This window comes from Desulfoluna sp. CLI2B (assembly GCF_056847375.1).
On sequence record NZ_CP186557.1, the window covers coordinates 761,532 to 784,871 of the forward strand.

The window sequence follows — 23,340 nt, forward strand, 5'->3', positions numbered from 1 at the left end:
TGATAAAACAAATTCCTTAAAATGTTGGATTCTCGTCCCCCTACCGGTAAAGACTTGATATATCGAATCAATTTTTGAGGAATGGCTTTATGTGGTTGATTTATTTCGAAAATATTCGATATATGTTTGGCGCTCTGAGACTTTTTCATGGCTGCCTCATGAATTTTGAATGTTATAGGCAGGGATCTTTTGCCTTTACAACTCCGATGCTAACTCCCAATCATGATCAATAACAAGAGGGGTGTGTCCTGGAATTTGGCCAGTCCCATAATAATCTCCTCCTACAACATCGAAATATGCCGCAAAAGGCCCCGTTATATAATCTGATTCCAGACCGTTCACCAGAAGCCTAAAGCCGAAGCCATATCGCCCAGCTGTAAGTGGCAGACGGGATATCTTGCAGTCTATAAAACCTGTGGGGGGCAATGCCTCCGGTATAAATAGTCCCCGTTCCCTCGTGTTGTTTCTGAACAGGTTTATATTTTTCATATCTCTAATGGTAAAACTGAAGTCCAGATCACGGACATACGAAATGGATGAAGCATATTTAAATCGAAACGTATAATCCTTTCCTGTCATAGCAATATCTACAGGGGTTCCAGAATGATCCAGAATTTGGAAAGAGAGTATTCGAAGGACTCCAGATCCCTGTCGGTCTTTACGGTTTTCAAATGACCAACTGGCGTGCTGCTCCATCAGTGCGGAAGTATAAGTCTGAATGCCGGCATCAACGTCGCCGTCATAAAGAGATGTCCCACCATCGAGGACACAAACCCTAGAACAGAGAGATTCTATTGCTCCGAGATTATGACTGACAAATATGACGGTCCTATCAGCGGCTGTCGTTTCTTTCATTTTACCGATACATTTTTCTTGAAATTGGATGTCGCCAACAGCTAAGACTTCATCAACAATCAAAATCTCAGGTTCCAGGTGGGCTGCAACGGCAAATGCGAGTCGTACATACATTCCACTGGAATATCGTTTAACCGGGGTATCAAGAAATTTTTCAATTTCTGCAAAGGCAACAATTTCATCAAAACGCTTTTTGATATCATTTTTAGTCATTCCGAGGATTGCGCCGTTTAGAAAAATATTTTCTCGTCCGGTGAGCTCAGGGTGGAAGCCGGTACCGACTTCAAGAAGGCTTGCAACCCTCCCTTTGATATGAATTTTGCCAGTAGTCGGATGTGTGATTCTGCTCAGGATTTTGAGCAGTGTCGATTTTCCGGCACCATTTCGTCCAATGATACCGAGCCGATCTCCCTGCTTCATTTCGAAATTAATGCCTTGCAATGCCCAGAATTCATTTTGCGTTGTTGCGTTCGCGTGTTGCGATAACGGATTGCGCATCCGCTGGTAAAATCTTCTTACACCATGCGAAAGAGAGTCTCGTAACGTTTGATACTCTCTCTGTTTATGATGGCCGAGCGTATATTTTTTCCCCAGGTTATTGACTGTGATTATATTGCTCATAGTGATCTAAATAATATCCGCAAAACTGCGTTCAGTTATGTTGAAATATTTCCCCCCGGTAAAAAAGATGAGTATCGAAAGCGCAATTGAAATAGTAAACCCCGGCCAATAAATGGTCGTATCGTTACCGAGTAGAATCCATCTGAATCCATCGATGACGCCTACCATCGGATTAACTGAATAGAGGAGTCGCCATTTTTCTGGGACTATGCCGCTGCTGAATCCCACAGGTGATATATAGAGCCCAAACTGAACAATGTAGGGAACGATATGCCTAAAGTCACGATATTTTACATTCAGGGCAGACATGATATACCCTGCGCCTAATGAGGTTAATATGGCCATGAGCATTAGTAACGGTAATAGGCATAATTTAATATCCGGAATGAGTCCATACCAGAGCATGAGAGCCAATAAAATGATGAAGGAGATCGCAAAATCGATCAGACTGACAACCATTGCTGTTGTGGGGATGATGATTCTAGGAAAGTAGACTTTCGATATCAGCTGCGTGTTTGCTATAAGCGAGTTGCTGGCCTCGGAAAAGGTGTTGCTGAAAAATTGCCATGGAAGCATGGCTGAAAAGACCAGTATTGGATAGGGGATGTCACCAGACGGGAGCTTTGCAATTTTACCGAATATTATGGTAAAGACGACCATTGTCAGAAGTGGACGTAAAACACTCCAGGCAACACCGATAACTGTCTGTTTGTAACGGACCAGCACGTCCCTCCATGCGAGAAAATAGAAGAGGTCCCGGTATTGCCAAAGTTCTCGCCAGAAATTCTTTATCGATTTGTCGGGTTCAATGATCAGTTCAAACTGAGTCATGACTGCTTATCCTGTGGTTCCCATGGGTGGCGGTTGGTTTTGAACCATGTGTAAGTCCGTCTGATGCCCTCTGCGAGTGGTGTCTTGGGTTTCCACCCGATCTTTTCTGTTTTGCTCACATCAAGGCGTTTTAGCGGGGTGCCGTCGGGTTTGGAGTGATCATAGACGATGGTGCCGCTATAACCCACAATACTCCCGACAATTTGAGCCAGCTCTCCGATGCTTATGTCTGTCCCGGTACCAATGTTGAACAATATTTCTGTATTCGTATTCATGGTGCTGGTGAGCAGGTGAATGCAAGCGTCTGCCATGTCATCCACATATAAAAATTCACGCTTGGGCGTTCCTGTTCCCCAGATTGTCACTGACTTTGCTTTTGTTTCTTTTGCTTCATGGAATTTTCTGATTAACGCGGGCAACACATGGGATGTTTCCAGGTCAAAATTGTCATTGGGCCCGTAAAGATTTGTCGGCATGATAGGGATATAACGGGTGCCGTATTGTTTGTTATAGGCCCAGCACATCTCAATACCTGCGATTTTAGCCACGGCGTAGGCTGAATTTGTGGGTTCTAAAGGGCCTGTCATCAGGTACTCTTCTTTGATGGGCTGCGATGCCATTTTCGGATAGATACAAGAAGAGCCGAGGAACAGGAGTTTCTTAACGCCGTGCACATAGCTGGAGTGGATGACGTTGGTTTGGATCATCAGGTTCTGATGGATGAATTCTGCGGGATAGGTCTGATTGGCCATGATACCACCAACCTTGGCTGCTGCTAAAAAAACATACTCCGGTTTTTCATTATTAAAGAATTGCTCGACGGCTTTCTGATTCGTGAGATCGAGCTCTGCGTGGGTGCGCGTGATAAGATGGCTGTATCCTTCTGTTTTTAGTTTGCGTGCAATAGCAGACCCAACGAGACCGCGATGCCCTGCAACATAAATGCGTGCGTTTTTATTCATGTCTGCTCGCTATCTCAAAACCGTTATTTCTGCACAGAAGATCCTTTTTTGCCTCTTCGTAATCTCGGTCTACCATTTCAGAAACGAGTTCCTTGAACTTTATTTCCGGGGTCCAGCCAAGTTGTGCTTTTGCCTTGGATGGATCGCCAAGGAGGGAGTCCACCTCCGTAGGTCTGAAATAGTGGGGGTCGATTGCGATGATTGTATCGCCCGATTCACTGTTAACCCCCTTTTCGGCGATGCCGGAGCCTTGCCAGGATATTTTCATGTTAAGGGTTTGAGCTGCAATTTCGACAAACTCTCTCACGGAGTGTTGCTCACCCGTTGCAATAACATAATCTTCGGGTTTTTCCTGTTGGAGCATAAGCCACTGCATTTTTACATAGTCACTGGCATGGCCCCAATCACGTTTGGCATCCATGTTGCCGAGGTAAAGGCAGTCCTGAAGTCCTAACTTGATGCGCGAGAGTGCGCGAGTTATTTTTCGTGTAACGAATGTTTCACCGCGTAGAGGGGATTCATGGTTAAAAAGAATGCCGTTGCATGCATAGATCCCATAAGCCTCACGATAGTTTACTGTAATCCAATATGCATAAAGTTTGGCAACGCCATATGGACTGCGGGGATAAAATGGTGTTTTTTCGGTTTGGGGGGTTTCCTGGACTTTACCGAAGAGCTCCGATGTAGAGGCTTGGTAGAATCGGGTTTTGTTCTCGAGCCCGAGGAGTCGTATGCCTTCTAAGATACGCAGGGTGCCTAACGCATCGGCATCGGCCGTATACTCTGGAGAATCAAAGGAGACGGCCACATGGCTCTGGGCAGCGAGGTTGTATATTTCATCAGGCTGAACCTGCTGGATGATACGTATGAGGTTGGTGGAATCCGTGAGGTCCCCGTAATGGAGGATGAATCGTCTATTTTCAGTATGTGGGTCCTGGTATAGGTGATCTATCCTGTCTGTATTGAAGAGGGAACTACGCCTTTTGAGGCCATGGACTTCATATCCCTTTTCGAGCAACAGTTCAGCCAAATAGGCACCATCCTGCCCGGTGATACCGGTAATAAGAGCTTTTTTCATGAGTATGTGGCTTTTGGTGAAGAAGTTGTCGTTAGAGGGGGGCATTCTGGTTACACAGCTCCGCCCTCTCGGTTACACCAAGTTTGAATTTTGTATACAATTTACTCGTCACTTATGGTTATCGGCAACCCATGTTTTATTTGCTATCTCCCTTGGTTGAGCAGAGGCTGAATCATATCTCGGAATTCTGGTCGGGCGATTGCCGGGGATGATTTTCAGATATCGTGGTTTTTCAAGTTAATTTGGGGTGCCGATTCCCACACCAACACCATGGGTCTTTTTTCAAGGTTCTCGTGAAAGTCCTCGAACTCTTCCCGGCTCAGCACCAGCGACCTGAGTTTCCGGTTGATATATCGCTCTGTTTTCCTGCTCAAATCATTCAAATGATACGGGTCGATGTCGCCAACCAGCACCAGGTCAATAATCCCCGTGTCCTTTCCTTCCGCATAGTCGTCGATGAGATACGCGGCTTCGAGGTCGCCCAAACGGGTGACAACGCTGTCGATGATCTGATCGACGCCGATGGCTTTTCGGACCATGGAGCGGAGTTCGGGGAAGAGGGGGTGGTTGCGGTTGGCTGCGTAGTGGATCTGTCGGCCGTTTTTGGATGATGTGAGCAGGTCGGCTTGGCTGAGCTGGTTGAGCTCTTCTCGGACGGCGTTGGTTGATAAGCCGAATTCGGATGCCAGTTCACGCAGGTATGAGTGGGTGTCCGGGTTGAAAAAGAGCCGGACAAGGAGTTTGATGCGTGTTTTGGATCCGATGATGCCGGAAAGTAGGTTGCTCATGATTGACCCTTTATTGAGTAGTATAATTGAACGTAATCCATAGATGATCGGATTGTCAACCCTTAATAGATACTCCTTGATATACATGTGTCGGTTGGCGGGGTGGTGGGGTGCGGTGAGTGGTTTGTGCTCTTGGGCGACTGTGGGGATCTGTGTTTTCAGGTGCTGAGCGGTTTATCGGGTCAATTTAATTGTTGGATGGCGCTCGGGACTGTATTCCTTGATTGTTCATGGCCTGTCTCTCCTGGCGTTTTTCGGGTGGGGTGGGAGTCCGTTGGGGCGGACGTTTCCGGCGCTGTTTGCGTCGTGGATGATTTTTCGTTACGATTGATGTCGGCGTATCAGGGACGGTGTGAATCAATAGTCTCTATGTCTTTTTCGTGTGTCGCTGAAACGGCAATGTTTGTGGGGGCAGCCCCCCCTAGACTCATATTTTGGTGTCAGTGGCGGTTTACGTCGTGGGAATCTGTAAGAACGTTATTTTGATTTCGTGCGAGGCTACTTTTTCGGGTTCTCTGAGCCCTGCTTCGTGATACAACCGGGTTGTGGTATTCGCCTTATCCATATACAGTGGTGTCCATTGTAAATCTGTAAGAGAGCCATACAACGCTGCGCGGAGAGGGAGGAGATAAGTCATGGCTGTGCTTGAAAATAAGAACGTTTTGGTCTGTGTGACGGCGGGGATTGCTGCTTACAAGGCTGTGGAGGTGGTGCGGCTGCTTCAAAAAGAGGGGGCCGATGTCTGGGTCACTATGACTCGGGGAGCCAAAGAGTTTGTGGGGGAGACGACTTTTGCGGCGATTTCTGGTCATCCGGTTTTGTCGAATCTGTTTGATGAGGGGAAAGGTGCCTCCATCGGTCATATCGAGCTTGCCGAGAGGGCCGATGTGGTGGTGGTGGCCCCTGCAACGGCCGATGTTATCGGGAAGCTGGCTCATGGTATCGCTGATGACGCCGTGACCACGACCATGCTTGCCGTGACAGCGCCCAAATTGATCTGCCCGGCCATGAATTCCCACATGTACGAAAACCGGGCCGTTCAAAGGAATATCGATATCCTGGAAGGGGACGGGTATATCCTTGTGGAGCCCGGGGTGGGCGAGATGGCCTGTGGCACCACAGGTCCCGGGCGCCTTGCCGAGCCCCCCACCATTGTGGACCGTGTGAAGGCCGCGTTGCACCCCAAGGATTTGGTCGGCAAGAAGATTCTGGTCTCGGCCGGGCCCACCCGGGAGGCCATTGACCCGGTCCGTTATATCTCCAACCGGTCGTCCGGGAAGATGGGCTATGAGATCGCACGGGCGGCGGAGTACCGCGGTGCAGAGGTGACCCTTGTCTCAGGGCCTGTGAGCCTTGCCTCGCCCCTTGGCGTGGATCGGCTCTCGGTGACTTCCGTGGGCGAGATGGCCGAAACCATTTTTTCCCGCCTTGACGAGGTCGATGCTGTGATTAAGGTGGCGGCTGTGGCGGACTACAGACCCCGCACACGGGCCGAGCACAAGATCAAGAAAAAAAGCGACGACATGACTCTGGAGCTCGACAAGAACATCGACATCTTAAAAGAGCTCGGAAAGCGAAAGACCCGTCAGGTGCTTGTGGGGTTTGCCGCCGAGACACAGTCTTTGGCTGAAAATGCCCGAAAAAAGATAGAAGCCAAGAATCTTGACATGATTGTGGGCAATCTGGTGGGAGACCCTGCTTCCGGTTTTGGGACCGACACGAATATCGTTACCTTTTTTCATCCCGACGGTCGGAAAGAGCCCTTTGAGTCCATGGGCAAAGATGTGGTGGCCCATGAACTCCTCAACAGGGTGTCGGGGCTTCTGAAAGAGCGCCTTTAGACTTTAGGTAGTACGAAACACAACACAGTGAAGATTCAGGATAGATAGACGCCATGATGGAAAACAATCCCCGGACACATCAACACAGAGCTCCCCTGGAGGAGATCAAAGCCACCCTTCTTTATCTGAAGAGTCTGGGGCTCAAGGGGGTGGAGTGCACCGAGGATGCGTCCAAGCTGCTTCGGGCCATGGGGCGTCCTGCAGCAGGACCTGTCAAGCGGGTTGGGGCTCCGGTCTCTCCGGGGCGCGGTCAGGCTTCTGTCAACCGGGCGCAGGTGGTGCAACAGCGGAGAGAATCCTCGCCTGCAGCCCCGCAGCCTGTTCCCGGCGTCTCCCGGGCGGGGGGGGCGTCTTCCAACGGGACGGATCCGGTTTCACCGAAAGGCTCTGGCTTTGCGGTACGCCGGGCTGTTGCCGAGCCCGTGGTGGATACTCTGGGAACCATCCGGCGGGACATGGGCGAGTGCACCCGATGCGGTCTGTTCCGTGGGCGGACGAATATTGTTTTCGGTGCGGGCAACCCGCAGGCCAGATTGATGTTCATCGGCGATATGCCCCTTGCCGAAGAGGACCGTGAAGGCACCCCTTTTCTTGGCGCTTCCGGAGAGCTGATCAACAACATGATCAAGGCCATGGGGCTGCGCCGGGAAGACGTCTACCTCTCCAACCTGCTCAAATGCTGCCCTGCACCGGGGCAAGGGCGCCCTGACGCGAGTTTCTGCCTTTCGTTTCTGGAACGGCAGATCGCGGTGATCAGGCCCGACGTGATTTGCGCCCTTGGGGCTGTGGCTACCCAGGCCCTGCTCGGCATTACTTCCGGGGTTGCCGAGATCAGGGGGCAGTTTCAGAATTACAAAGGCATTCGATTGATGCCGACCTTTCATCCGACCTTTCTGCTTCGCCACCCAGAGCGCAAGCGGCAGGCCTGGCAGGATCTTCAGCAGGTGATGGCGGTGTTGAAAGCAGGGGATAGGCGATAGGCCATAGGAAAAGCCGGTAATAGGAGAATCGGTACACGCCTTTTGACAATGACTGTTGAATATCGATGTGTTTATTTCGATCTGTATGCGATAAAGGCAAGGAACGTAACCGATCTTTTTGGGGTCGGCATGGGGCTTGCGGTGCGCTTGTCGGTGCGGGAGCCGCACCCTACGGGCGTGTAAACTCAAAAATATCTATTGTATCTCCTTTAAAAAGCAGTAATTTATTTTGGTTTTAGGTTGATCCCCCGACGTTGTTGGGCTAAACGCCCCTTAGCCCTTAGCCCTTAGCCCTTAGCCCTTAGCCCTTAGCCCTTAGCCCTTAGCCCTTAGCCCTTAGCCCTTAGCCCTTAGCCCTTAGCCCCTCAGTTATCGCCATGACGAACCAGGATCCTTTTCAGGCCACATTGGATAAAACATTTCATCAGCATATCCTCGATTTTCTGGAGTACCTTTCGGCCCAGAAAGGGTACTCGGACCATACCGTGCGGGCCTACCGTACCGACCTCAAGGGGTTTTACGGGTTTTATGCGGAGTTTTCCGGCTGCACGGACGATTCTACGCAGAGAAATGCCCGCCTGAGCCCGGATGCTGTTGACGTCATCTGTATAAGGGGGTACCTTAACAGGCTGCATAAAGAGGGGCTTTCAAAACGCTCCGTGGCGCGGCGACTTTCTTCTCTTCGGTCCCTGTACAAATTTTTGAAAAAGAGGGGGGTGGTGGAGACGAGTCCTCTGGACACCATCCGATCCCCGAAGCTGGACAAGACCCTTCCCGTTTATCTGACGGTGGACGACATGTTTCGGCTGCTCGATGCCATGGATGACGGCACCCTTCTTGCCAGGCGAAACATTGCCATGTTTGAGTTGCTGTATTCAAGCGGGCTACGCGTCTCCGAACTTTCGGGTCTTGACTGTCCCCATATCGATTTTTGCGCACACAGTGTTCGCGTGCTCGGCAAAGGCAACAAGGAGCGCGTTGTCCCTGTGGGGGAGCGTGCGCTGCGTGCCATCCGGTTTTATCGGGGGACCCTTGAAGAGGAAAAAAAGGTTCCTGCCGATAAGGGACCGTTGTTTTTGAATAAGAACCTTGGGCGACTTTCCACGCGATCCGTGGCCCGGACCCTGGAGAAGACAGCCAAAGAGAGCGGGCTCACCGTGCCGGTCTCTCCCCATGCCTTGCGGCACTCCTTTGCCACCCACATGCTCGACGGGGGGGCGGATTTGCGGGGTGTTCAGGAGATGTTGGGCCACGTGAGCCTGTCCACCACGCAGAAATACACCCATGTGTCCATTGAGCGGTTGACGCAAGCCTATGACAAGGCCCATCCCAGGAAGTGAATTGGGGCTCAGCCAAAAATAAACGATACATGTCCCGTATGCTTGCGGGGGCACCATTTGCCGACACGTGGATACGCGTCAGGGGTGAATCGGCCGACAGAGTTTGATTGTGCCATTATGCTTCGGCCAAGCCTTTGGCCCCGAAGGCATTTTTTTGTGGTTTTAGCCTAATTGTGGAGATGAAGACGATGATGGAGAAGAGTGTCGCAGATATTCTTATTGAATCTCTGCCCTACATACGGATGTTTGCCGGCAAGACCATTGTGGTGAAATACGGCGGCCATGCCATGGTGGATGAGCAGCTCAAGGAAGACTTTGCCCGGGACATCACCCTGATGAAGTACATCGGGTTGAACCCGGTGGTAGTCCACGGCGGCGGCCCCCAGATCAATCTGGTGCTGGACAAGATGGGCATCGACTCCACCTTTGTCCGGGGCATGCGCATGACCGATGACGAAACCATGGACGTGGTGGAGATGGTCCTTGGCGGCAAGGTAAACAAGTCCATTGTGGCCCAGGTGAACCGGGAAGGCGGTCGGGCCGTGGGGCTCAGCGGCAAGGACGGTGGTCTCATCGAGGCAGAAAAGCTGAAGATCGTCAGTGAGGAGGAGGGCAAGCCCCCCGAAATCATCGACGCCGGGCATGTGGGGAAGGTGACTCGCGTCAACCCTGAGATCATCGACACTCTCACCGCCCAGGGCTTTATCCCGGTCATCGCGCCGGTGGGTGTCGGGGAAACCGGTGAAACGTACAACATCAACGCCGACCTGGTGGCTTCGGAGGTGGCGGCGGCCCTCAAGGCAACCCGCCTGCTTCTTCTCACGGATGTGGACGGGGTCCTCGACAAGGAGAAGAATCTGGTCTCCACCATCGAGGCGGACAGCGTGCCCGGTCTGATCCAGGAAGGCACCGTCACCGGCGGCATGATCCCCAAAATTGAATACGCCCTGGCCGCCTTGAAACAAGGCGTTGAAAAAACACATATCATCAACGGGAAGCGAAGACATTCGCTGATTCTTGAACTCTTTACCGATCAAGGGATCGGGACGGAAGTGGTACTATGAATGAATGGATAGCTCGTGAAGCAGAGGTGGTGGCGCAGACGTATGCCCGCTGCCCCGTGGTTTTCGTCAAAGGCGAAGGGACCACACTCATTGACGATGCGGGAAAAACCTACACGGATTTTCTTTCCGGCATCGCTGTCTGCAACCTGGGACACGCCCACCCCAAAGTGGCCGCAGCCCTTTCAGAGCAGGCATCGACCCTGTGTCATGTTTCCAACCTCTTTTATACGCGGCCCATGGTGGAGCTGGCTGAATGGTTGACCGGACGGTGTTTTGCCGACCGGCTCTTCCTGTGCAACAGCGGCGCCGAAGCCAACGAGGCGGCCATCAAGCTGGCGCGGAAATATTTTCATGACAAGGGCGAATCACGGCATCGCATCATTACCATGGCCCGGTCCTTTCACGGCCGCACCATGGCCACCCTGTCCGCCACGGGGCAGGACAAGGTCAAGGAGGGGTTTACCCCGCTCCTGCCCGGTTTTGAGTACGTGGAGTACAACAACGTCAAGGCCCTTGAAGAGGTCATGGACGAGACCGTCTGCGCCGTTCTGGTGGAGCCCATCCAGGGAGAGGGCGGTGTGTGCGTACCCGACGACGGCTATCTCGAAGCGGTGCGGGACCTGTGCGATCGCAGCGGCGCCCTGCTGATCTTTGACGAGATCCAGACGGGCATGGGCCGAACGGGCAAACTCTTTGCTCACCAGCATACCTCCGTCACGCCGGACATCATGACCCTGGCCAAGGCCCTGGGTAACGGCCTTCCCATCGGCGCCATGCTGGCCACCGACAAGGTGATGGCCTCGTTTTCCAAAGGCGCCCACGGGTCCACCTTTGGCGGGACCCCCCTGGTGACTGCGGCAGCCCTTGCCGTGGTACGGGCCTTTGACGAGGAGAAGGTTGTGGACAAAGCCGCCGACACCGGCGCTTACTTCAAGACCTGCCTCGAAACCCTCAAGGCAAAGCACGCCCTGGTCAAGGATGTGCGTGGCCAGGGCCTGCTCCTCGGCATGGAGATCGATGGCGACGGTGCTGCTGTGGTTGAAAAGGCCCTTGCAAAAGGTCAGGTGATCAACGCGGTGCAGGGCAAGACCCTGCGCTTTGTGCCGCCCCTGATCATCACGCGGCCTGAGATCGATGCCCTCATGGGCGTACTGGACGAGATTTTTAACGACATGGGCGCCGCCTGATTGTTTGATACTGTTCAGCTTCTGTAGCCTGGAAAAGGCCTCCGGCGGCCCTGCCGGGGGCCAAACTTTTAAAAAGTTTGATAAACAGGTTTTAAAGGGGTGGGTGTTTAATCAATCGAATTTGTCTGTATTTCGATTGGTTTTGGGCCTCAGTTAAAAAAACGTACACGTCATACGTGAAGGCCCCACTCACCCGAGGTACTCGCCTACGCCCATGTCAGTGAGTTCCCATTCGATCAGCGTCAATGGGCTACGGCGCGACAAGCGAGGGGGAAAGCGCAGCGGCAATAAGCTTTCAAGGTGGCACACCTTGCCGCCGGAGGCCAAGCTGAACAGCCATTATTTTTTTTGTGCGTCAAAGGAACCGATCAAGGAGAGAACGATGAAAAAAGACCTGCTGACACTCAAGGACCTGACCAAAGACGAATTTGACGCTCTGTTCGCCCGCGCGCTGGAGCTGAAGAAGAGAAAAAAAGAGGGGATCACGGATCGCCCTCTGGAAGGGAAAAGCGTGGGGCTCCTGTTCAACAAGCCCTCCACCCGAACCCGAATCTCCTTTGAGACAGCCACCATCCAGCTTGGGGGTGTGTCCATCTTCATGAATGAGAACGACACCCAGATTGGGCGCAGCGAGCCCGTCAAGGACACGGCCCGCGTTCTGGCCCGCTATATCGATTGTCTGGTGATCCGTACCTTCTCCCAGGACCTGGTGGAAGAGTACGCCAGCTACTCAGACGTGCCCGTGGTCAACGCCCTGACCGATATGTACCACCCCTGCCAGATCCTTTCGGACCTCATGACCGTCATCGAGGCCAAGGGCAGCTACGATGCCAAGGTGGCCTGGGTGGGAGACGGCAACAACGTGGCCCACTCCTGGATGTGGGCGGCCTCCACCCTCGGGTTTGAGCTCTCCCTTGCCTGCCCCGAAGGCTTTGACCCGGATGCGGGTATCCTTAAGGAAGCCCTGGCCCGTGGTGCGAAAATCACGGTGGTACGCGATCCCAAAGAGGCGGTGGCTGCAGCGGACATTGTCTACACCGACGTCTGGGCCAGCATGGGCCAGGAAGCCGAGCAGAAGGCCCGTGAGAAATCCTTTGAAGGGTACATCGTGGATGACGCCCTCATGGCCCTTGCCAAGCCTGATGCCTCCTTCATGCACTGCCTTCCCGCCCACCGCGGGGAAGAGGTCTCCGAGTCTGTCATGGAAGGCCCCCAGTCCATCATCTGGGACGAGGCGGAGAACAAGCTCCACATGCATAAAGCCATCCTTGATATGTTGATCAACCAGACGTTGTAAGGAGAAAAAGCGCGCCTCCGGCGGACAGGGAGGCTCGCTAATCTTTCATCCTCGTGTCGCCCGTGGGCATTAAGCAGGCGTGTATACAGTGCCAAATTATGCACGCCTCACCCGCAGGGCCACGCCTGCTGCTGGAACGTAGTGTTCCAGAGACGGTATTTGGGGCTGTTTGGGTTCCACTTGTGACCAAGTGTAAGGGAGCGACGCCACGGCCCAGCTACTGTTTGTTTCTGCTGGCTTCACCATCCTCACTATTTGTCTGTTGCGTCCTTTTATAACGTGGTGTTAATAAGGAGCGTGGGGGATGGCAGGGAACGAGCTGTCACTGCCGAGGTTGACGTTGACGTAATGGCCCTCTGGGGTCTTGCCTTGATGTACCATCCATATTGAATGCCCTGGTATCGTTTTCTGTATCAAGGGCGTTTGTTGTTCACTCTGATAAAAATTTAAGATGCGTTCGTAAGAGCAAAAGATCATGAAATTCCGCCTTCGTTCCTGAGCCTCAGGTGAGGCGGTGAATCCAGTCACCGCTTAAGTGTTCTGCAGTGCGGTGTGCTGATGTCTTGCGAAGCCAAAAAATGCCCAGGGGGTTATTGTGTCTGATATCAAAAAAGTGGTCCTTGCCTACTCCGGCGGACTCGATACATCTGTTATTCTCAAGTGGCGACGCCGAAGAACGTCGCATCGCCAGTGGTGACCATGACGGCCGACCTCGGCCAGGAAGAGGAGCTGGACGGTCTCGATCAAAAAGCTCTGAAAACCGGTGCGGTGAAGGCCTACATCGACGACCTTCGTGAAGAGTTCGTCCGTGATTACATTTTCCCCGCCTTCCGCGCCAACGCCATTTACGAAGGCCAGTACCTCCTGGGCACCTCCATTGCGCGGCCCCTTATCGCCAAGCGTCAGATGGAGATCGCCCGCATGGAAGGCGCCGACGCTGTCAGCCACGGTGCCACCGGCAAGGGCAACGATCAGGTGCGCTTTGAGCTGAGTTACCTTGCCATCGATCCCGGCATCAAGATCGTTGCGCCCTGGCGCGACTGGGACCTGAACTCCCGCACCGTGCTCATGGAGTTTGCCAAAAAGCACGGCATCGAAGTACCCCAGACCCCCAAGCTGCGATAGACAGACCGCAACATGCTGCACATCAGCTACGAAGGCGGCATCCTGGAAGATCCCTGGGCCTCTGCCACCGACGAGATGTACACCATGAGCGTGCGCCCCGAGGACGCCCCGGACACCCCGGAAGAGATCGAAATCACCTTCCGCAAGGGCAACCCCGTTGCCATCAACGGCGTGGAGATGAGTCCTGCGGTGCTCTTCAAGGAGCTCAACACCCTGGGTGGCCGCCACGGCATCGGCCGCATCGACCTGGTGGAGAACCGTTTCGTGGGCATGAAGTCCCGCGGTGTGTACGAAACCCCGGGCGGAACCATCCTGCGCCACGCTCATCTGACCATGGAGTCCATCACCCTGGACCGTGAGGTGGCCCACCTGCGGGACTCCCTGATTCCCAAATACTCCGAGCTGATTTACAACGGCTTCTGGTTCTCCCCTGAGATGCGCATGCTCCAGAACACCATCGACCAGAGCCAGGAGTTCGTCAACGGCGTGGTTCGACTGAAGCTCTACAAGGGCAACACCTACGTGCTGGGCCGCAAGTCCGACGACACCCTGTACAGCGAGGCCTTCGCCACCTTCGAAGGGGATGAGGTCTACACCCAGAAGGACGCCGAAGGGTTCATTCGATTGAACGCCCTGAGGCTGCGTATCCAGAAAATGGCGGGCAGAAAGCTGGGAGGAAGAGTAGTACCCGACCAGCGAACTCTGGGCAGGCCGTTTCTCCATGGGAACCGACAAGGCGGTGGAGGCCTTTACCTCCTCCATCCTCGTGGACAAGCGCCTCTACGCCCATGATATTCAAGGCAGCATCGCCCACGCCAAGATGATGGCCAAGCAGGGCATCATCGAGGAAGACGAGGCAGAGCTCATGGAAAAGGGGCTCCTCGAGGTGAAGGCGGATATCGAAAACGGCAGCTTTGTCTACGACGACGCCTTGGAAGATATCCACATGCACATCGAGTCCGCCCTCACCGAAAAGATCGGGGACGTGGCCCGAAAGCTCCACACCGGCAGAAGCCGCAACGACCAGGTGGCTCTGGATACCCGGCTCTATCTCCGGGATGAGACCCGGGTGGTTATCGACGGCCTCAAGACCCTTCGGGGTGTCATCGTGGCGCTGGCGGAGAAGCAGTTCGGTGTGGTGATGCCGGGGTACACCCATCTCCAGCGCGCCCAACCCGTGCTGTTTTCCCATCACATGATGGCCTACTATGAGATGTTCACCCGGGACCAGGAGCGCTTCGAAGACGCCCTGACCCGTATCAACGTGATGCCCCTTGGGGCGGCGGCCCTTGCAGGGACCACCTATCCCATTGATCGCCATTACGTGGCCGAGCTCCTCGATTTTCCCAAGGTCTCTGCCAACAGCATGGACACCGTTGCCGACCGCGACTTCATCATGGAGTTCCTCTCGGCGGCCTCCATTGCCATGGTGCACTTTTCAAGGTTCTCCGAAGAGCTGATCCTCTGGTCCGCTTCCGAGTATCACTTCATCGAGATCTCCGATGCCTTCACCACGGGCAGCAGCATCATGCCCCAGAAGAAGAACCCGGATATTCCCGAGCTGGTGCGCGGCAAGGCCGGGCGGGTCATCGGCAGCCTCATGGCCATCATCACCCAGGTGAAGGGGCTTCCCATGGCCTACAACAGGGACCTGCAGGAAGACAAGCCCCCCCTCTTCGACGGTGTGGACACCCTCAAGGCGGTCATCGACATCTACGTCCGCATGCTGCCCAACATCAAGGTGATGGCGGATGTGACCCGTCTTTCCACGGAAACGGGTTTCCTGAACGCCACCGACCTGGCCGACTACCTTGCCACCAAGGGCATGCCCTTCCGGGAGGCCCACAGCGTGGCCGGTAAGGCCGTGGCCTTTGCCCTGGACAAGGGCGTTGAACTGGGCGATCTGTCTGCCGACGAGATGAAGGGCTTTTCCGAGCTCATCGAGCCGGATATCTTTGACTTTCTCACCACCGATGCCATGGTGGAGAGACGCACCTCCTTCGGCGGCACCGCGCCGTCACGCGTGCGCAAAGCCATGGATCAGGCCATTGCCGATCTGGGCGGAAGGATTTCATAGCCATGATGCGGGGAGGAAACAGGTGGACAGGTGGATGGGTGCGCAGGCTGTGTCTGCTGTGTGCGTTGCTTCTGGTATGTGCGGCCTGCGGCCGCAAGGCGCCTCCGGTGCCTCCCCGGTTTGACGGGTTGACACCGCCTGCGGGTGTGGCAGCCCATGTCCAGGGCGAGGCGATTATTGTGACCTGGGCGGATCCGCCCAAGGCTGAACGGCGTCTGGTGACAGGCTATCGCATCTATCTCTCCACCCTGGACGAAGGGGAGGAGGTGTGCGAGGGCTGCCCTGTGCGGTTTGAAAAAATCGGGGACGCAGGTCCGGCTGACAGGCGTTTTCGCCTGGATGTCTCGCCGGGTACGCGCTACCTCCTTGAGGTGAGGGCCACGGCCGAGGGCGGTTACGTCAGTGATCCGTCCAAGCGTGTCAAGGTGGACCTGAGAAGGGCGCTTTCCCCCACAAGCTAAGCACCGGTCTCTGGCCGTTTGAATCAGGCTGTGCCGCCTTTGCGTTTCTGCAAAGGCGGCGTTGCCGTTTGGTAACTCCAACCAGGATATGGCGTGATGATGCACGACGTGTTTCTTTGCCTCGGGTCCAATATGGGCGACCGCAAAGCCAATTTTGACAGGGCGCTTCATGAAATCGAGTCCAGGGGTATCGCCCGCCTTGTGGCGGTCTCTCCGCTTTACAAGACCTCCCCGGTGGACTACACGGACCAGGCGTGGTTTTTAAACGGAGCCGCCCGCGTTGAGACCTCGCTTTCCCCGCGGGACCTCCTTGCGCAGCTCAAGGCGGTGGAGGCTGATCTGGGGCGTGATGCATCGGGGATCCGGTTCGGACCGAGGCCCATGGACATCGATATCCTGTTGTACGACGACCTTGTCTACAGCGATGATGAGCTCACCATCCCCCATCCTCGCATGGATAAAAGGGCTTTTGTCCTTACTCCCCTTTGTGATATAGATTCTGAGATTATTCACCCGGATACAAACAAAAAAATGAAAACACTCCTCTCTGAGATCGACGACGCATCCCAGGAGGTGGTTCCATACACAAAGGAGTAGACCGTGTTAAAGGTTCTGATTATCCTGGCCATTATCTATTTCGGTTACCGGCATCTGAAAAACAAGATGCTGAACGACATGGGGGCAGGAGGCGGCCAGAGCGGAGGGCGGCAGGGGCATGCCGACGACGTGATGGTCCAGGATCCGGAGTGCGGGGTCTATTTTCCTTTGCGCGAAGGGGTGCCCGGGAGAGTGAACGGGGAAACCTTCAATTTCTGTTCGACGACGTGCCGAGACGCTTATCTGAAAAAGCACAGCTGATGTTCCATTTCTGACGTCCCATTGGGATTCGAAAGGAGGCAGCATGAAGTTCTTCATCGATACGGCGAATGTGGACGAGATTCGAGATGCAGTCAGTATGGGTATGGCAGACGGGGTGACCACGAACCCGTCTCTCATGGCCCGCGAAGGTGGAGAGCCCGTGGCTCTTCTCAAGGACATTACCTCCATCGTGGCAGGCCCGGTGAGCGCTGAAGTGATCAGCCTCGACACCGACGGCATGGTTCAGGAAGCCCGGAGCCTTGCGGTGATTGCCGACAACATCGTGGTGAAGATTCCCATGACCGTGGACGGTTTGAAGGCCGTTCGCATCTTGTCGGCGGAGGGGATCCATACCAACGTCACCCTTGTTTTTTCTCCCCTTCAGGCGCTCATGGCTGCCAAGGCCGGGGCCAATTACGTCAGTCCCTTTGTGGGGCGCCTCGATGACCTGGCCCAGGAGGGCATGCCCCTGGTGGAGCAGATCGGGCAAATTTTTGTCAATTATGAATTTCCTGTCGAGATTATCGTGGCCAGCATCCGCAACCCCATGCATGTACTGGATGCGGCCCTGGTGGGGGCTCATATCGCCACCATCCCCCACGCAGTCCTTGCCAAGCTGGCCTCCCATCCCATGACGGACAGGGGGATCGAGATGTTCATGGCGGACTGGAAGCGGGTACACGGGAATTGATGTATGTAGCAGTGCCGATGGCCGGGGTTTATGAGCTCCGGTGCATCGGCCCATAGTGATGAGAGAAGCGGGGCTGCAGTCTGCAGACCGCAGGATGAATGAACCGACAGGTGATCGCTGATCAGGCGACCTGTCAGATTGGGATTCGGGCAGTATTTTTATGATAAACACAATCAAGCACCCCAACAACCTGACACTTCTCCGGATGGCTTCCGTGCCGTTGATCGTCATCCTTCTGTTGTTTTCTGGAAGCCGAATCGCAACGATTCTGGCAGCTCTGATCTTTTCCGCCGCGTCCATCACCGATTATCTGGATGGATTCCTTGCACGCAAGTGGGGCCTGGAGTCCACCTTCGGCAAGGTGATGGATCCTTTGGCCGACAAGCTTCTTGTGGGGTGCTCCCTGATCATGATGAGTTCAGTGGGGTGGATCCCCGGGTGGGTTGTGTGCGTCATCATCGGCCGTGAGCTGGCCATTACGGGGCTTCGAAGCATTATTGCCGAAGGGGGCGAGGATGTATCCGCCTCCAAGCTGGGCAAGTACAAAACAGGCTTTCAGATCGCCGCCATCATCCCGCTCCTGATTCATTTCAGCTATTTTGGAATCAATTTTCACGGCATCGGAATGGTTTTTCTCTGGTGCGCGCTCATCCTGACCATCTGGTCCGGCGCTGACTATTTTTTCCGCTTTAGAAAACTTCTCACCATGTAAAGTTTTTCGTTGACACCAAGCGGCTCAACGGTTAAAACACACAGGTCTTCGGGCACTGAGCGGGAATAACTCAGTGGTAGAGTGCAACCTTGCCAAGGTTGACGTCGCGAGTTCAAATCTCGTTTCCCGCTCCACAATTTCGGCGGCTTGGCCAAGTGGTAAGGCGACGGCCTGCAAAGCCGTTATTCTCCGGTTCGAATCCGGAAGCCGCCTCCAAAAAGCAAAAACAGCGATTGACCCCCCGGGTCAATCGCTTTTTTGCTTTTTGGGCATGGCGAAGCCATGCAAGGCTTGCTCTGCAAGCCTTCAGGCGGCCCCGGGCGCAGCCCGGAACCCGCCCCCAGTTGGCCGAATGCACCCTCTGATTCTTTGGGGAGACTTGCCTTCGGGGGCCGGACGAAGTCCGGCGCGGTCTGTGCAGCAAGACGCCAGGCGGCAGCCCCGGAGGGGCAACCCGCCTCCGGTTGGCCGACCCCGCACTATCCTCGATTCTTTGGTGCAACCGCTTTTTTGCTTTTTGGGCATGGCGCAGCCCGGAACCCGCCTCCAGGTCATAGAATCCTCCCGTTCTAAAGTATTGGGCAATGCCAAGCTATGGTCATTGGTTCAGGCGGCAGCCCCGGAGGGGCGACCCGCCTCCGGTGGCCTCGCCACACTATTCTAATTCCACTGGATCATCGCTTTTTGCTTTTTGCTTTTTGGGCATAGCGCAGCCCGGAACCCGCTTTCAGGTTGCCGTTTTTTTGTTCTTGGTTTTTCGGCAGCCACGAGTGTGCAGCCCGCCTCCGATTTATCCATTTTCCATGGGCCAATGCATCGCGTGGACGAGTTCGGCATGCCTCCTGGCTGCCAACTCAACCCGACAATCTATCTCGAGGTTACCAAGGGTTTCTGTTCTTGGGTTTCTTTAGTCCCGGGGTGTAACCCACCTCCGTATTACCGCTAGTTCTCTATCCAGTTTTTTCTTACTATTTCTACTGTTGTTGTTTGCCTTGGGCAAGTCCGGTACCCCACCAGTCCCAAAGGGGCAACCATCCTTATAGACATATCGTTGTCATTTGCTCTGTTTTGGGCTTGCAGTGAAATCGAGCAGCCACAGGCGTGTGGATGATATCTCTTTACAATGGGATATGATGACGTGTAACCATTATGGGAACGTTTTCTTCTTTTCTCATGTGGCGCATGTCATCCCAACCAAGGAGGTTTTTCATGAAAGTGCTTGGTGTTTCCGGTTCTCCCATCAAAAACAGCAACACCGATCGTGCTGTCCAGGCTTTGCTGGCAGCCACCGGTCTTGATACGGAGTTTATAAAGCTTTCGGAGTATACTGTTGAGCCCTGTCGAGCGTGTCTGGGGTGTGTGAAGACCAATGTCTGCGTGGTTAAGGATGACGGGGTGCCTCTGGCCCAAAAGGCCCGGGAGTGCGACGCCATCGTCATTGCAGGGTTTACCCCGTACAGCACGCTGGATTCGCGGACCAAGGCTTTTATTGAGCGCCTGTACCCCCTCCGACACCGGAAGGGCCTGATGGCAGGCAAGCTCGGGGCCGTGGTGATGACCTCTGCGGTGCCCCATGATGCACCGGGTGCGCCCCCTGTGTGCGATATGGGGATCCAGGCCGTGACCAATTATATGCAGGAGGAGGGCATAGAGTGCGTGGGAGCTGTGAAGATTACGGGCAACGTGCCCTGTGTGCGCTGTGGGTTCGGTGATGAGTGCAAAAAGTCCGGGATCAACATGATCTACGGGCCCGAGGCCACGGTGGACTCCGTGGGGATCAAGCAGTTTGAAGCCCAGCCCCTTTCTTTTGAATCGGCCGAAGCACTGGGCCGTGAAATTGCCGATCGATTGAAGGCCGGGCAAGGGGTCTGACATAGGCTTGGTGGGCAGAGCGCTCTTTTTTTAAAAATACCCCAATGTGGCTGTCAAACGGGCAACACATCGTGCTCGTTGCTCATTTGAACGTACGTTCTTTTCGGTGTGGCCGTGACGCGTCACGGGGTGTATTTTATCTGTTGACATCGCCCCTCTGTCCGGTTAAATACATCCTCGCCTTCGGGCATTGAGCGGGAATAACTCAGTGGTAGAGTGCAACCTTGCCAAGGTTGACGTCGCGAGTTCAAATCTCGTTTCCCGCTCCACCGATTTCGGCGGCTTGGCCAAGTGGTAAGGCGACGGCCTGCAAAGCCGTTATTCTCCAGTTCGAATCTGGAAGCCGCCTCCAAAAAGCAAAAAAGCGATTGCCCCCCCCGGGTCAATCGCTTTTTTGCTTTTTGGGCATGGCGAAGCCATGCAAGGCTTGCTCTGCAAGCCTTCAGGCGGCACCGGGCGCAGCCCGGAACCCGCCCTTAGGTTATCGAATTATCCAACTCTAATATGTTGCAGAGAGTCAAACTATCAAGATGGCCAACCCACACCCGGTTGATCGAGTTTTCGATTTTTCCAATCTTCACTGGGGCGATTGCTTTCTGCTTTTTGGGCCGGACGAAGTCCGGCGCGGCTTGCGCAGCAAGACGCCAGGCGGCACCAGGCGCAGCCTGGAACCCGCCCTCAGGTTACCGAGTATTTCTGCTCTTAGGTTTTCTGGCAGCCCCGAGGGGGCAACCCTCCTCCGGTTAGCCGTGCCCACACTGTCCTTAATTCTTCGGGTCAATCGCTTTTTTGCTTTTTGGGCATGGCGAAGCCATGCAAGGCTTGCCCCGCAAGCCTTCAGGCGGCACCGGGCGCAGCCCGGAACCCGCCCCCGGTTGATCGAGTTTTCGATTTATCCAATCTTCACCGGGGCGATTGCTTTGGCCTTTGGTTGTATGAGTTGGCGCGGCTTTGCGCAGCAAGCCTTCAGGCAGCATCCTTGTACCTTGTAACTCTGCCTCGTGGTTACCGATGTTTTCTAACTTTGGTTATTCTGGCAATCCAGCTCATCTATGGCTTGGTCCAATCCATACGGGTACTTCATCCGGTTGTATTTTGCCTGACCACTCACTCCCGACCCCCGCTTGTGACCGCCTGCCTGTAGGGTGCGCTTGCGCACCATACGTTCCGAAGGCCAACGCCTTTTGCCTTTCTGTGCTGTGTGAGGCTGACGGGACTGGATTTTATGTCCATTACTATCTTACTGCGCGCGCAAGCGCACCCTACCTCACATCCCCAACGCCGTCGGTCACGCGTCTCCTCCACATAAGGGGCACTTGTGTCCCTTTTTTCATTTCACCGACGTTGAATAGTTATTTTCCTGTTTGATCGTGGTTGTTCTCTCTGTCCATGCGAAGGATGTCTTTCGCTCTGACCGTGTAATCCCCCAGGTCGGTGGCTCCGGAGAGCTCATGGCCGGGGTCGACAAGGAGGTCCCCTGTTTTTCCTGTGTCGGTGAGGATATGGGCGGTGGTGTTCTTCTGGTCGTGGGTGAAGGTGATGGCGGAGAGGGTGTCGAAGGCCACTTCCAGATTTCCTGCGCCCACGGATCCCACGAACCGGGGGGTTCCGTTGAAGGAGACGGGGCAGATGGTGATGGTCTCGCCTGTGCGGAGGGTGAGGATGAACGTTTTCCGGGTGGGGGGAGATGACGAGGCCAGGGCGTGTCGGAGAAACTCTTCGATGAAGTCAAAGCCCTCTTCGATGGTGTAGTTGTCATCCATGAGGAGCCGGTGTCCGAAAATTTCGTTGATTCCTAATAAGAGGTAGGCGGTGAGGTCGGTGTCCAGGGGGCGCACCTGGCCCTTGGCGATGGCCTGGTCCAGATCCTTGCGCAGGGGGGTGGCCAGAGACTTCAGGCACTCCGATGCTTTTTCCGCGAGGTGGGCGTCTTCTCCGCCCAGGACCAACTTGGTGTGGTTGAGCATGCCGATGTAGCTGTGAAAGGATCCCAGCATGGCGTTTCCGCGTTTTCTGAGCCGAGTGATGTAGTCTGTTTCCCGTTTGACGTCGTTCCAGGTCTCCCGTGAGACCATAATCTTGGGGAGGCGCTCCAGGCAGTGGAGGAAGAGCTCCTCTTTGGAGGTGAAGTAGCGGTAAAATGTGCCGTTGCCCATGTGAAGGGCATCGGTGATGTCGCTTATTTTGGTCTTGTCGTAGTGCTTCCGGGAGAAAAGGACAAGGGCGGTGTCGATGATCTGGTTTCGGATGCTGGCCCCGTCATCTTCGGTGTTGTCGCCTTCGCTGCGGAGCCTCTCCTTGATGTCGGCAAGAGAGAGCTTTTCCTTTTCTCGCAGGCTCCGGATGGTCTTGAGGCGCGCAAGGTGGCTTTCATTGAAGATGGCCTTGGTGGGCCCTTTGCGTTCCGGGGGGTGAAGGATTCCGTTTCTTAGGTATTCGTAGAGGGTGGATATGCTGAGTCCGCTCTGTTTGGCGAGTTGGGGCAGTTTCATTCCGGTTTGGGTGGCATCATTCATGAAAGGCTCCGCCCTGGGTCAGGTGCTGAGGTTCCCTGCCGTGATGGTTTCTCTGGGCGCTGCAGGGTGGTCTGTCGTTGCAAGGCGCCTTCTGGTCCCAGGTGTGAAGGTGCCCCATGGATTGTGACGGTATGGAAAACATGTGTCCCGGTTTTGGGGACTATAGCACAGGATGATGAAGGGT

Annotated in this window: 22 protein-coding genes and 4 tRNA genes; 20 read left to right on the forward strand and 6 right to left on the reverse strand. The window is 54.6% G+C overall.

All coding sequences use genetic code 11. The features are described from left to right. Positions 1-195 precede the first annotated feature (195 nt). From ACOYW2_RS03755 to ACOYW2_RS03775, 5 genes are all read right to left on the reverse strand, one after another. Complete coding sequence (locus ACOYW2_RS03755; protein WP_482769445.1) at positions 196-1,476, reverse strand: ABC transporter ATP-binding protein; 1,281 nt, start codon at positions 1,474-1,476, stop codon at positions 196-198. 6 nt (positions 1,477-1,482) lie between these two features. Continuing rightward, complete coding sequence (locus ACOYW2_RS03760; protein WP_482769446.1) at positions 1,483-2,307, reverse strand: ABC transporter permease; 825 nt, start codon at positions 2,305-2,307, stop codon at positions 1,483-1,485. After that, the gene (locus tag ACOYW2_RS03765; RefSeq protein ID WP_482769447.1) at positions 2,304-3,269 is read right to left on the reverse strand and encodes a GDP-L-fucose synthase family protein; all 966 of its coding nucleotides are present in this window, start codon (positions 3,267-3,269) and stop codon (positions 2,304-2,306) included. Before ACOYW2_RS03765 ends, ACOYW2_RS03760 begins: the two co-directional genes overlap by 4 nt. Beyond that, positions 3,262-4,347 carry a GDP-mannose 4,6-dehydratase gene (gmd, locus tag ACOYW2_RS03770; RefSeq protein WP_482770975.1) on the reverse strand — a complete coding sequence of 362 codons (1,086 nt, stop codon included), beginning with the start codon at positions 4,345-4,347 and terminating at the stop codon, positions 3,262-3,264. The genes ACOYW2_RS03765 and gmd overlap by 8 nt, the downstream gene beginning before the upstream one ends. A gap of 215 nt (positions 4,348-4,562) precedes the next feature. Next, positions 4,563-5,135 (reverse strand): winged helix-turn-helix domain-containing protein, encoded by a 573-nt coding sequence (locus tag ACOYW2_RS03775; RefSeq protein ID WP_180146848.1) that lies wholly within the window; start codon positions 5,133-5,135, stop codon positions 4,563-4,565. Positions 5,136-5,770: 635 nt separating this feature from the next. On the opposite strand from ACOYW2_RS03775, the gene coaBC reads away from it, so the two are divergent. The 20 genes from coaBC to ACOYW2_RS03875 all read left to right on the forward strand — a co-directional run bounded on the left by coaBC (position 5,771) and on the right by ACOYW2_RS03875 (position 20,992). Further along, positions 5,771-6,976 carry a bifunctional phosphopantothenoylcysteine decarboxylase/phosphopantothenate--cysteine ligase CoaBC gene (coaBC, locus tag ACOYW2_RS03780; protein ID WP_482769448.1) on the forward strand — a complete coding sequence of 402 codons (1,206 nt, stop codon included), beginning with the start codon at positions 5,771-5,773 and terminating at the stop codon, positions 6,974-6,976. 53 nt (positions 6,977-7,029) lie between these two features. Continuing rightward, complete coding sequence (locus ACOYW2_RS03785; protein WP_482769449.1) at positions 7,030-7,956, forward strand: uracil-DNA glycosylase; 927 nt, start codon at positions 7,030-7,032, stop codon at positions 7,954-7,956. A 407-nt stretch (positions 7,957-8,363) separates the two neighbouring features. After that, the gene (locus ACOYW2_RS03790) at positions 8,364-9,296 is read left to right on the forward strand and encodes a tyrosine recombinase XerC (RefSeq protein WP_482769450.1); all 933 of its coding nucleotides are present in this window, start codon (positions 8,364-8,366) and stop codon (positions 9,294-9,296) included. 191 nt (positions 9,297-9,487) lie between these two features. After that, the gene (argB, locus tag ACOYW2_RS03795) at positions 9,488-10,360 is read left to right on the forward strand and encodes an acetylglutamate kinase (RefSeq protein WP_482770976.1); all 873 of its coding nucleotides are present in this window, start codon (positions 9,488-9,490) and stop codon (positions 10,358-10,360) included. Then, entirely contained in the window at positions 10,357-11,547 is a 1,191-nt protein-coding gene (locus tag ACOYW2_RS03800) for an acetylornithine transaminase (protein WP_482769451.1), read from the forward strand. The genes argB and ACOYW2_RS03800 overlap by 4 nt, the downstream gene beginning before the upstream one ends. Positions 11,548-11,929: 382 nt before the next feature. After that, positions 11,930-12,844, forward strand: coding sequence for an ornithine carbamoyltransferase (gene argF, locus ACOYW2_RS03805; RefSeq protein WP_482769452.1), 915 nt, complete (start codon positions 11,930-11,932; stop codon positions 12,842-12,844). 595 nt (positions 12,845-13,439) lie between these two features. Then, positions 13,440-13,541 carry an argininosuccinate synthase domain-containing protein gene (locus ACOYW2_RS03810; protein ID WP_482421770.1) on the forward strand — a complete coding sequence of 34 codons (102 nt, stop codon included), beginning with the start codon at positions 13,440-13,442 and terminating at the stop codon, positions 13,539-13,541. 2 nt (positions 13,542-13,543) lie between these two features. Continuing rightward, positions 13,544-13,969 carry an argininosuccinate synthase domain-containing protein gene (locus ACOYW2_RS03815; RefSeq protein WP_482421771.1) on the forward strand — a complete coding sequence of 142 codons (426 nt, stop codon included), beginning with the start codon at positions 13,544-13,546 and terminating at the stop codon, positions 13,967-13,969. A 12-nt stretch (positions 13,970-13,981) separates the two neighbouring features. Beyond that, entirely contained in the window at positions 13,982-14,761 is a 780-nt protein-coding gene (locus ACOYW2_RS03820) for an adenine nucleotide alpha hydrolase family protein (RefSeq protein ID WP_482769453.1), read from the forward strand. Further along, positions 14,691-16,046 (forward strand): argininosuccinate lyase, encoded by a 1,356-nt coding sequence (gene argH, locus ACOYW2_RS03825; RefSeq protein ID WP_482769454.1) that lies wholly within the window; start codon positions 14,691-14,693, stop codon positions 16,044-16,046. Before ACOYW2_RS03820 ends, argH begins: the two co-directional genes overlap by 71 nt. A 38-nt stretch (positions 16,047-16,084) precedes the next feature. After that, a complete protein-coding gene (locus ACOYW2_RS03830; protein ID WP_482769455.1) occupies positions 16,085-16,507 on the forward strand; it encodes a hypothetical protein in 423 nt (140 codons plus the stop codon). 96 nt (positions 16,508-16,603) lie between these two features. Further along, the gene (gene folK / locus ACOYW2_RS03835; RefSeq protein WP_482423656.1) at positions 16,604-17,104 is read left to right on the forward strand and encodes a 2-amino-4-hydroxy-6-hydroxymethyldihydropteridine diphosphokinase; all 501 of its coding nucleotides are present in this window, start codon (positions 16,604-16,606) and stop codon (positions 17,102-17,104) included. Between the two features lie 3 nt (positions 17,105-17,107). Beyond that, positions 17,108-17,365 (forward strand): hypothetical protein, encoded by a 258-nt coding sequence (locus ACOYW2_RS03840; RefSeq protein WP_180146875.1) that lies wholly within the window; start codon positions 17,108-17,110, stop codon positions 17,363-17,365. 43 nt (positions 17,366-17,408) lie between these two features. Next, positions 17,409-18,056 (forward strand): fructose-6-phosphate aldolase, encoded by a 648-nt coding sequence (fsa, locus tag ACOYW2_RS03845; protein WP_482769456.1) that lies wholly within the window; start codon positions 17,409-17,411, stop codon positions 18,054-18,056. A 160-nt stretch (positions 18,057-18,216) separates the two neighbouring features. Further along, positions 18,217-18,768, forward strand: coding sequence for a CDP-diacylglycerol--glycerol-3-phosphate 3-phosphatidyltransferase (gene pgsA, locus ACOYW2_RS03850; RefSeq protein ID WP_482415309.1), 552 nt, complete (start codon positions 18,217-18,219; stop codon positions 18,766-18,768). A 59-nt stretch (positions 18,769-18,827) separates the two neighbouring features. Continuing rightward, positions 18,828-18,902: transfer RNA gene (locus ACOYW2_RS03855), tRNA-Gly, on the forward strand. A 7-nt stretch (positions 18,903-18,909) separates the two neighbouring features. Beyond that, a tRNA-Cys gene (locus ACOYW2_RS03860) sits at positions 18,910-18,984 on the forward strand. A gap of 993 nt (positions 18,985-19,977) precedes the next feature. Beyond that, entirely contained in the window at positions 19,978-20,640 is a 663-nt protein-coding gene (locus tag ACOYW2_RS03865; RefSeq protein ID WP_482769457.1) for a flavodoxin family protein, read from the forward strand. Positions 20,641-20,834: 194 nt separating this feature from the next. Continuing rightward, positions 20,835-20,909 (forward strand) — tRNA-Gly (locus ACOYW2_RS03870). A gap of 8 nt (positions 20,910-20,917) precedes the next feature. After that, positions 20,918-20,992 (forward strand) — tRNA-Cys (locus ACOYW2_RS03875). 1,000 nt (positions 20,993-21,992) lie between these two features. On the opposite strand, the gene ACOYW2_RS03880 is transcribed toward ACOYW2_RS03875, so the two are convergent. After that, the gene (locus ACOYW2_RS03880; RefSeq protein WP_482769458.1) at positions 21,993-23,156 is read right to left on the reverse strand and encodes a TetR family transcriptional regulator; all 1,164 of its coding nucleotides are present in this window, start codon (positions 23,154-23,156) and stop codon (positions 21,993-21,995) included. Positions 23,157-23,340 lie beyond the last annotated feature (184 nt).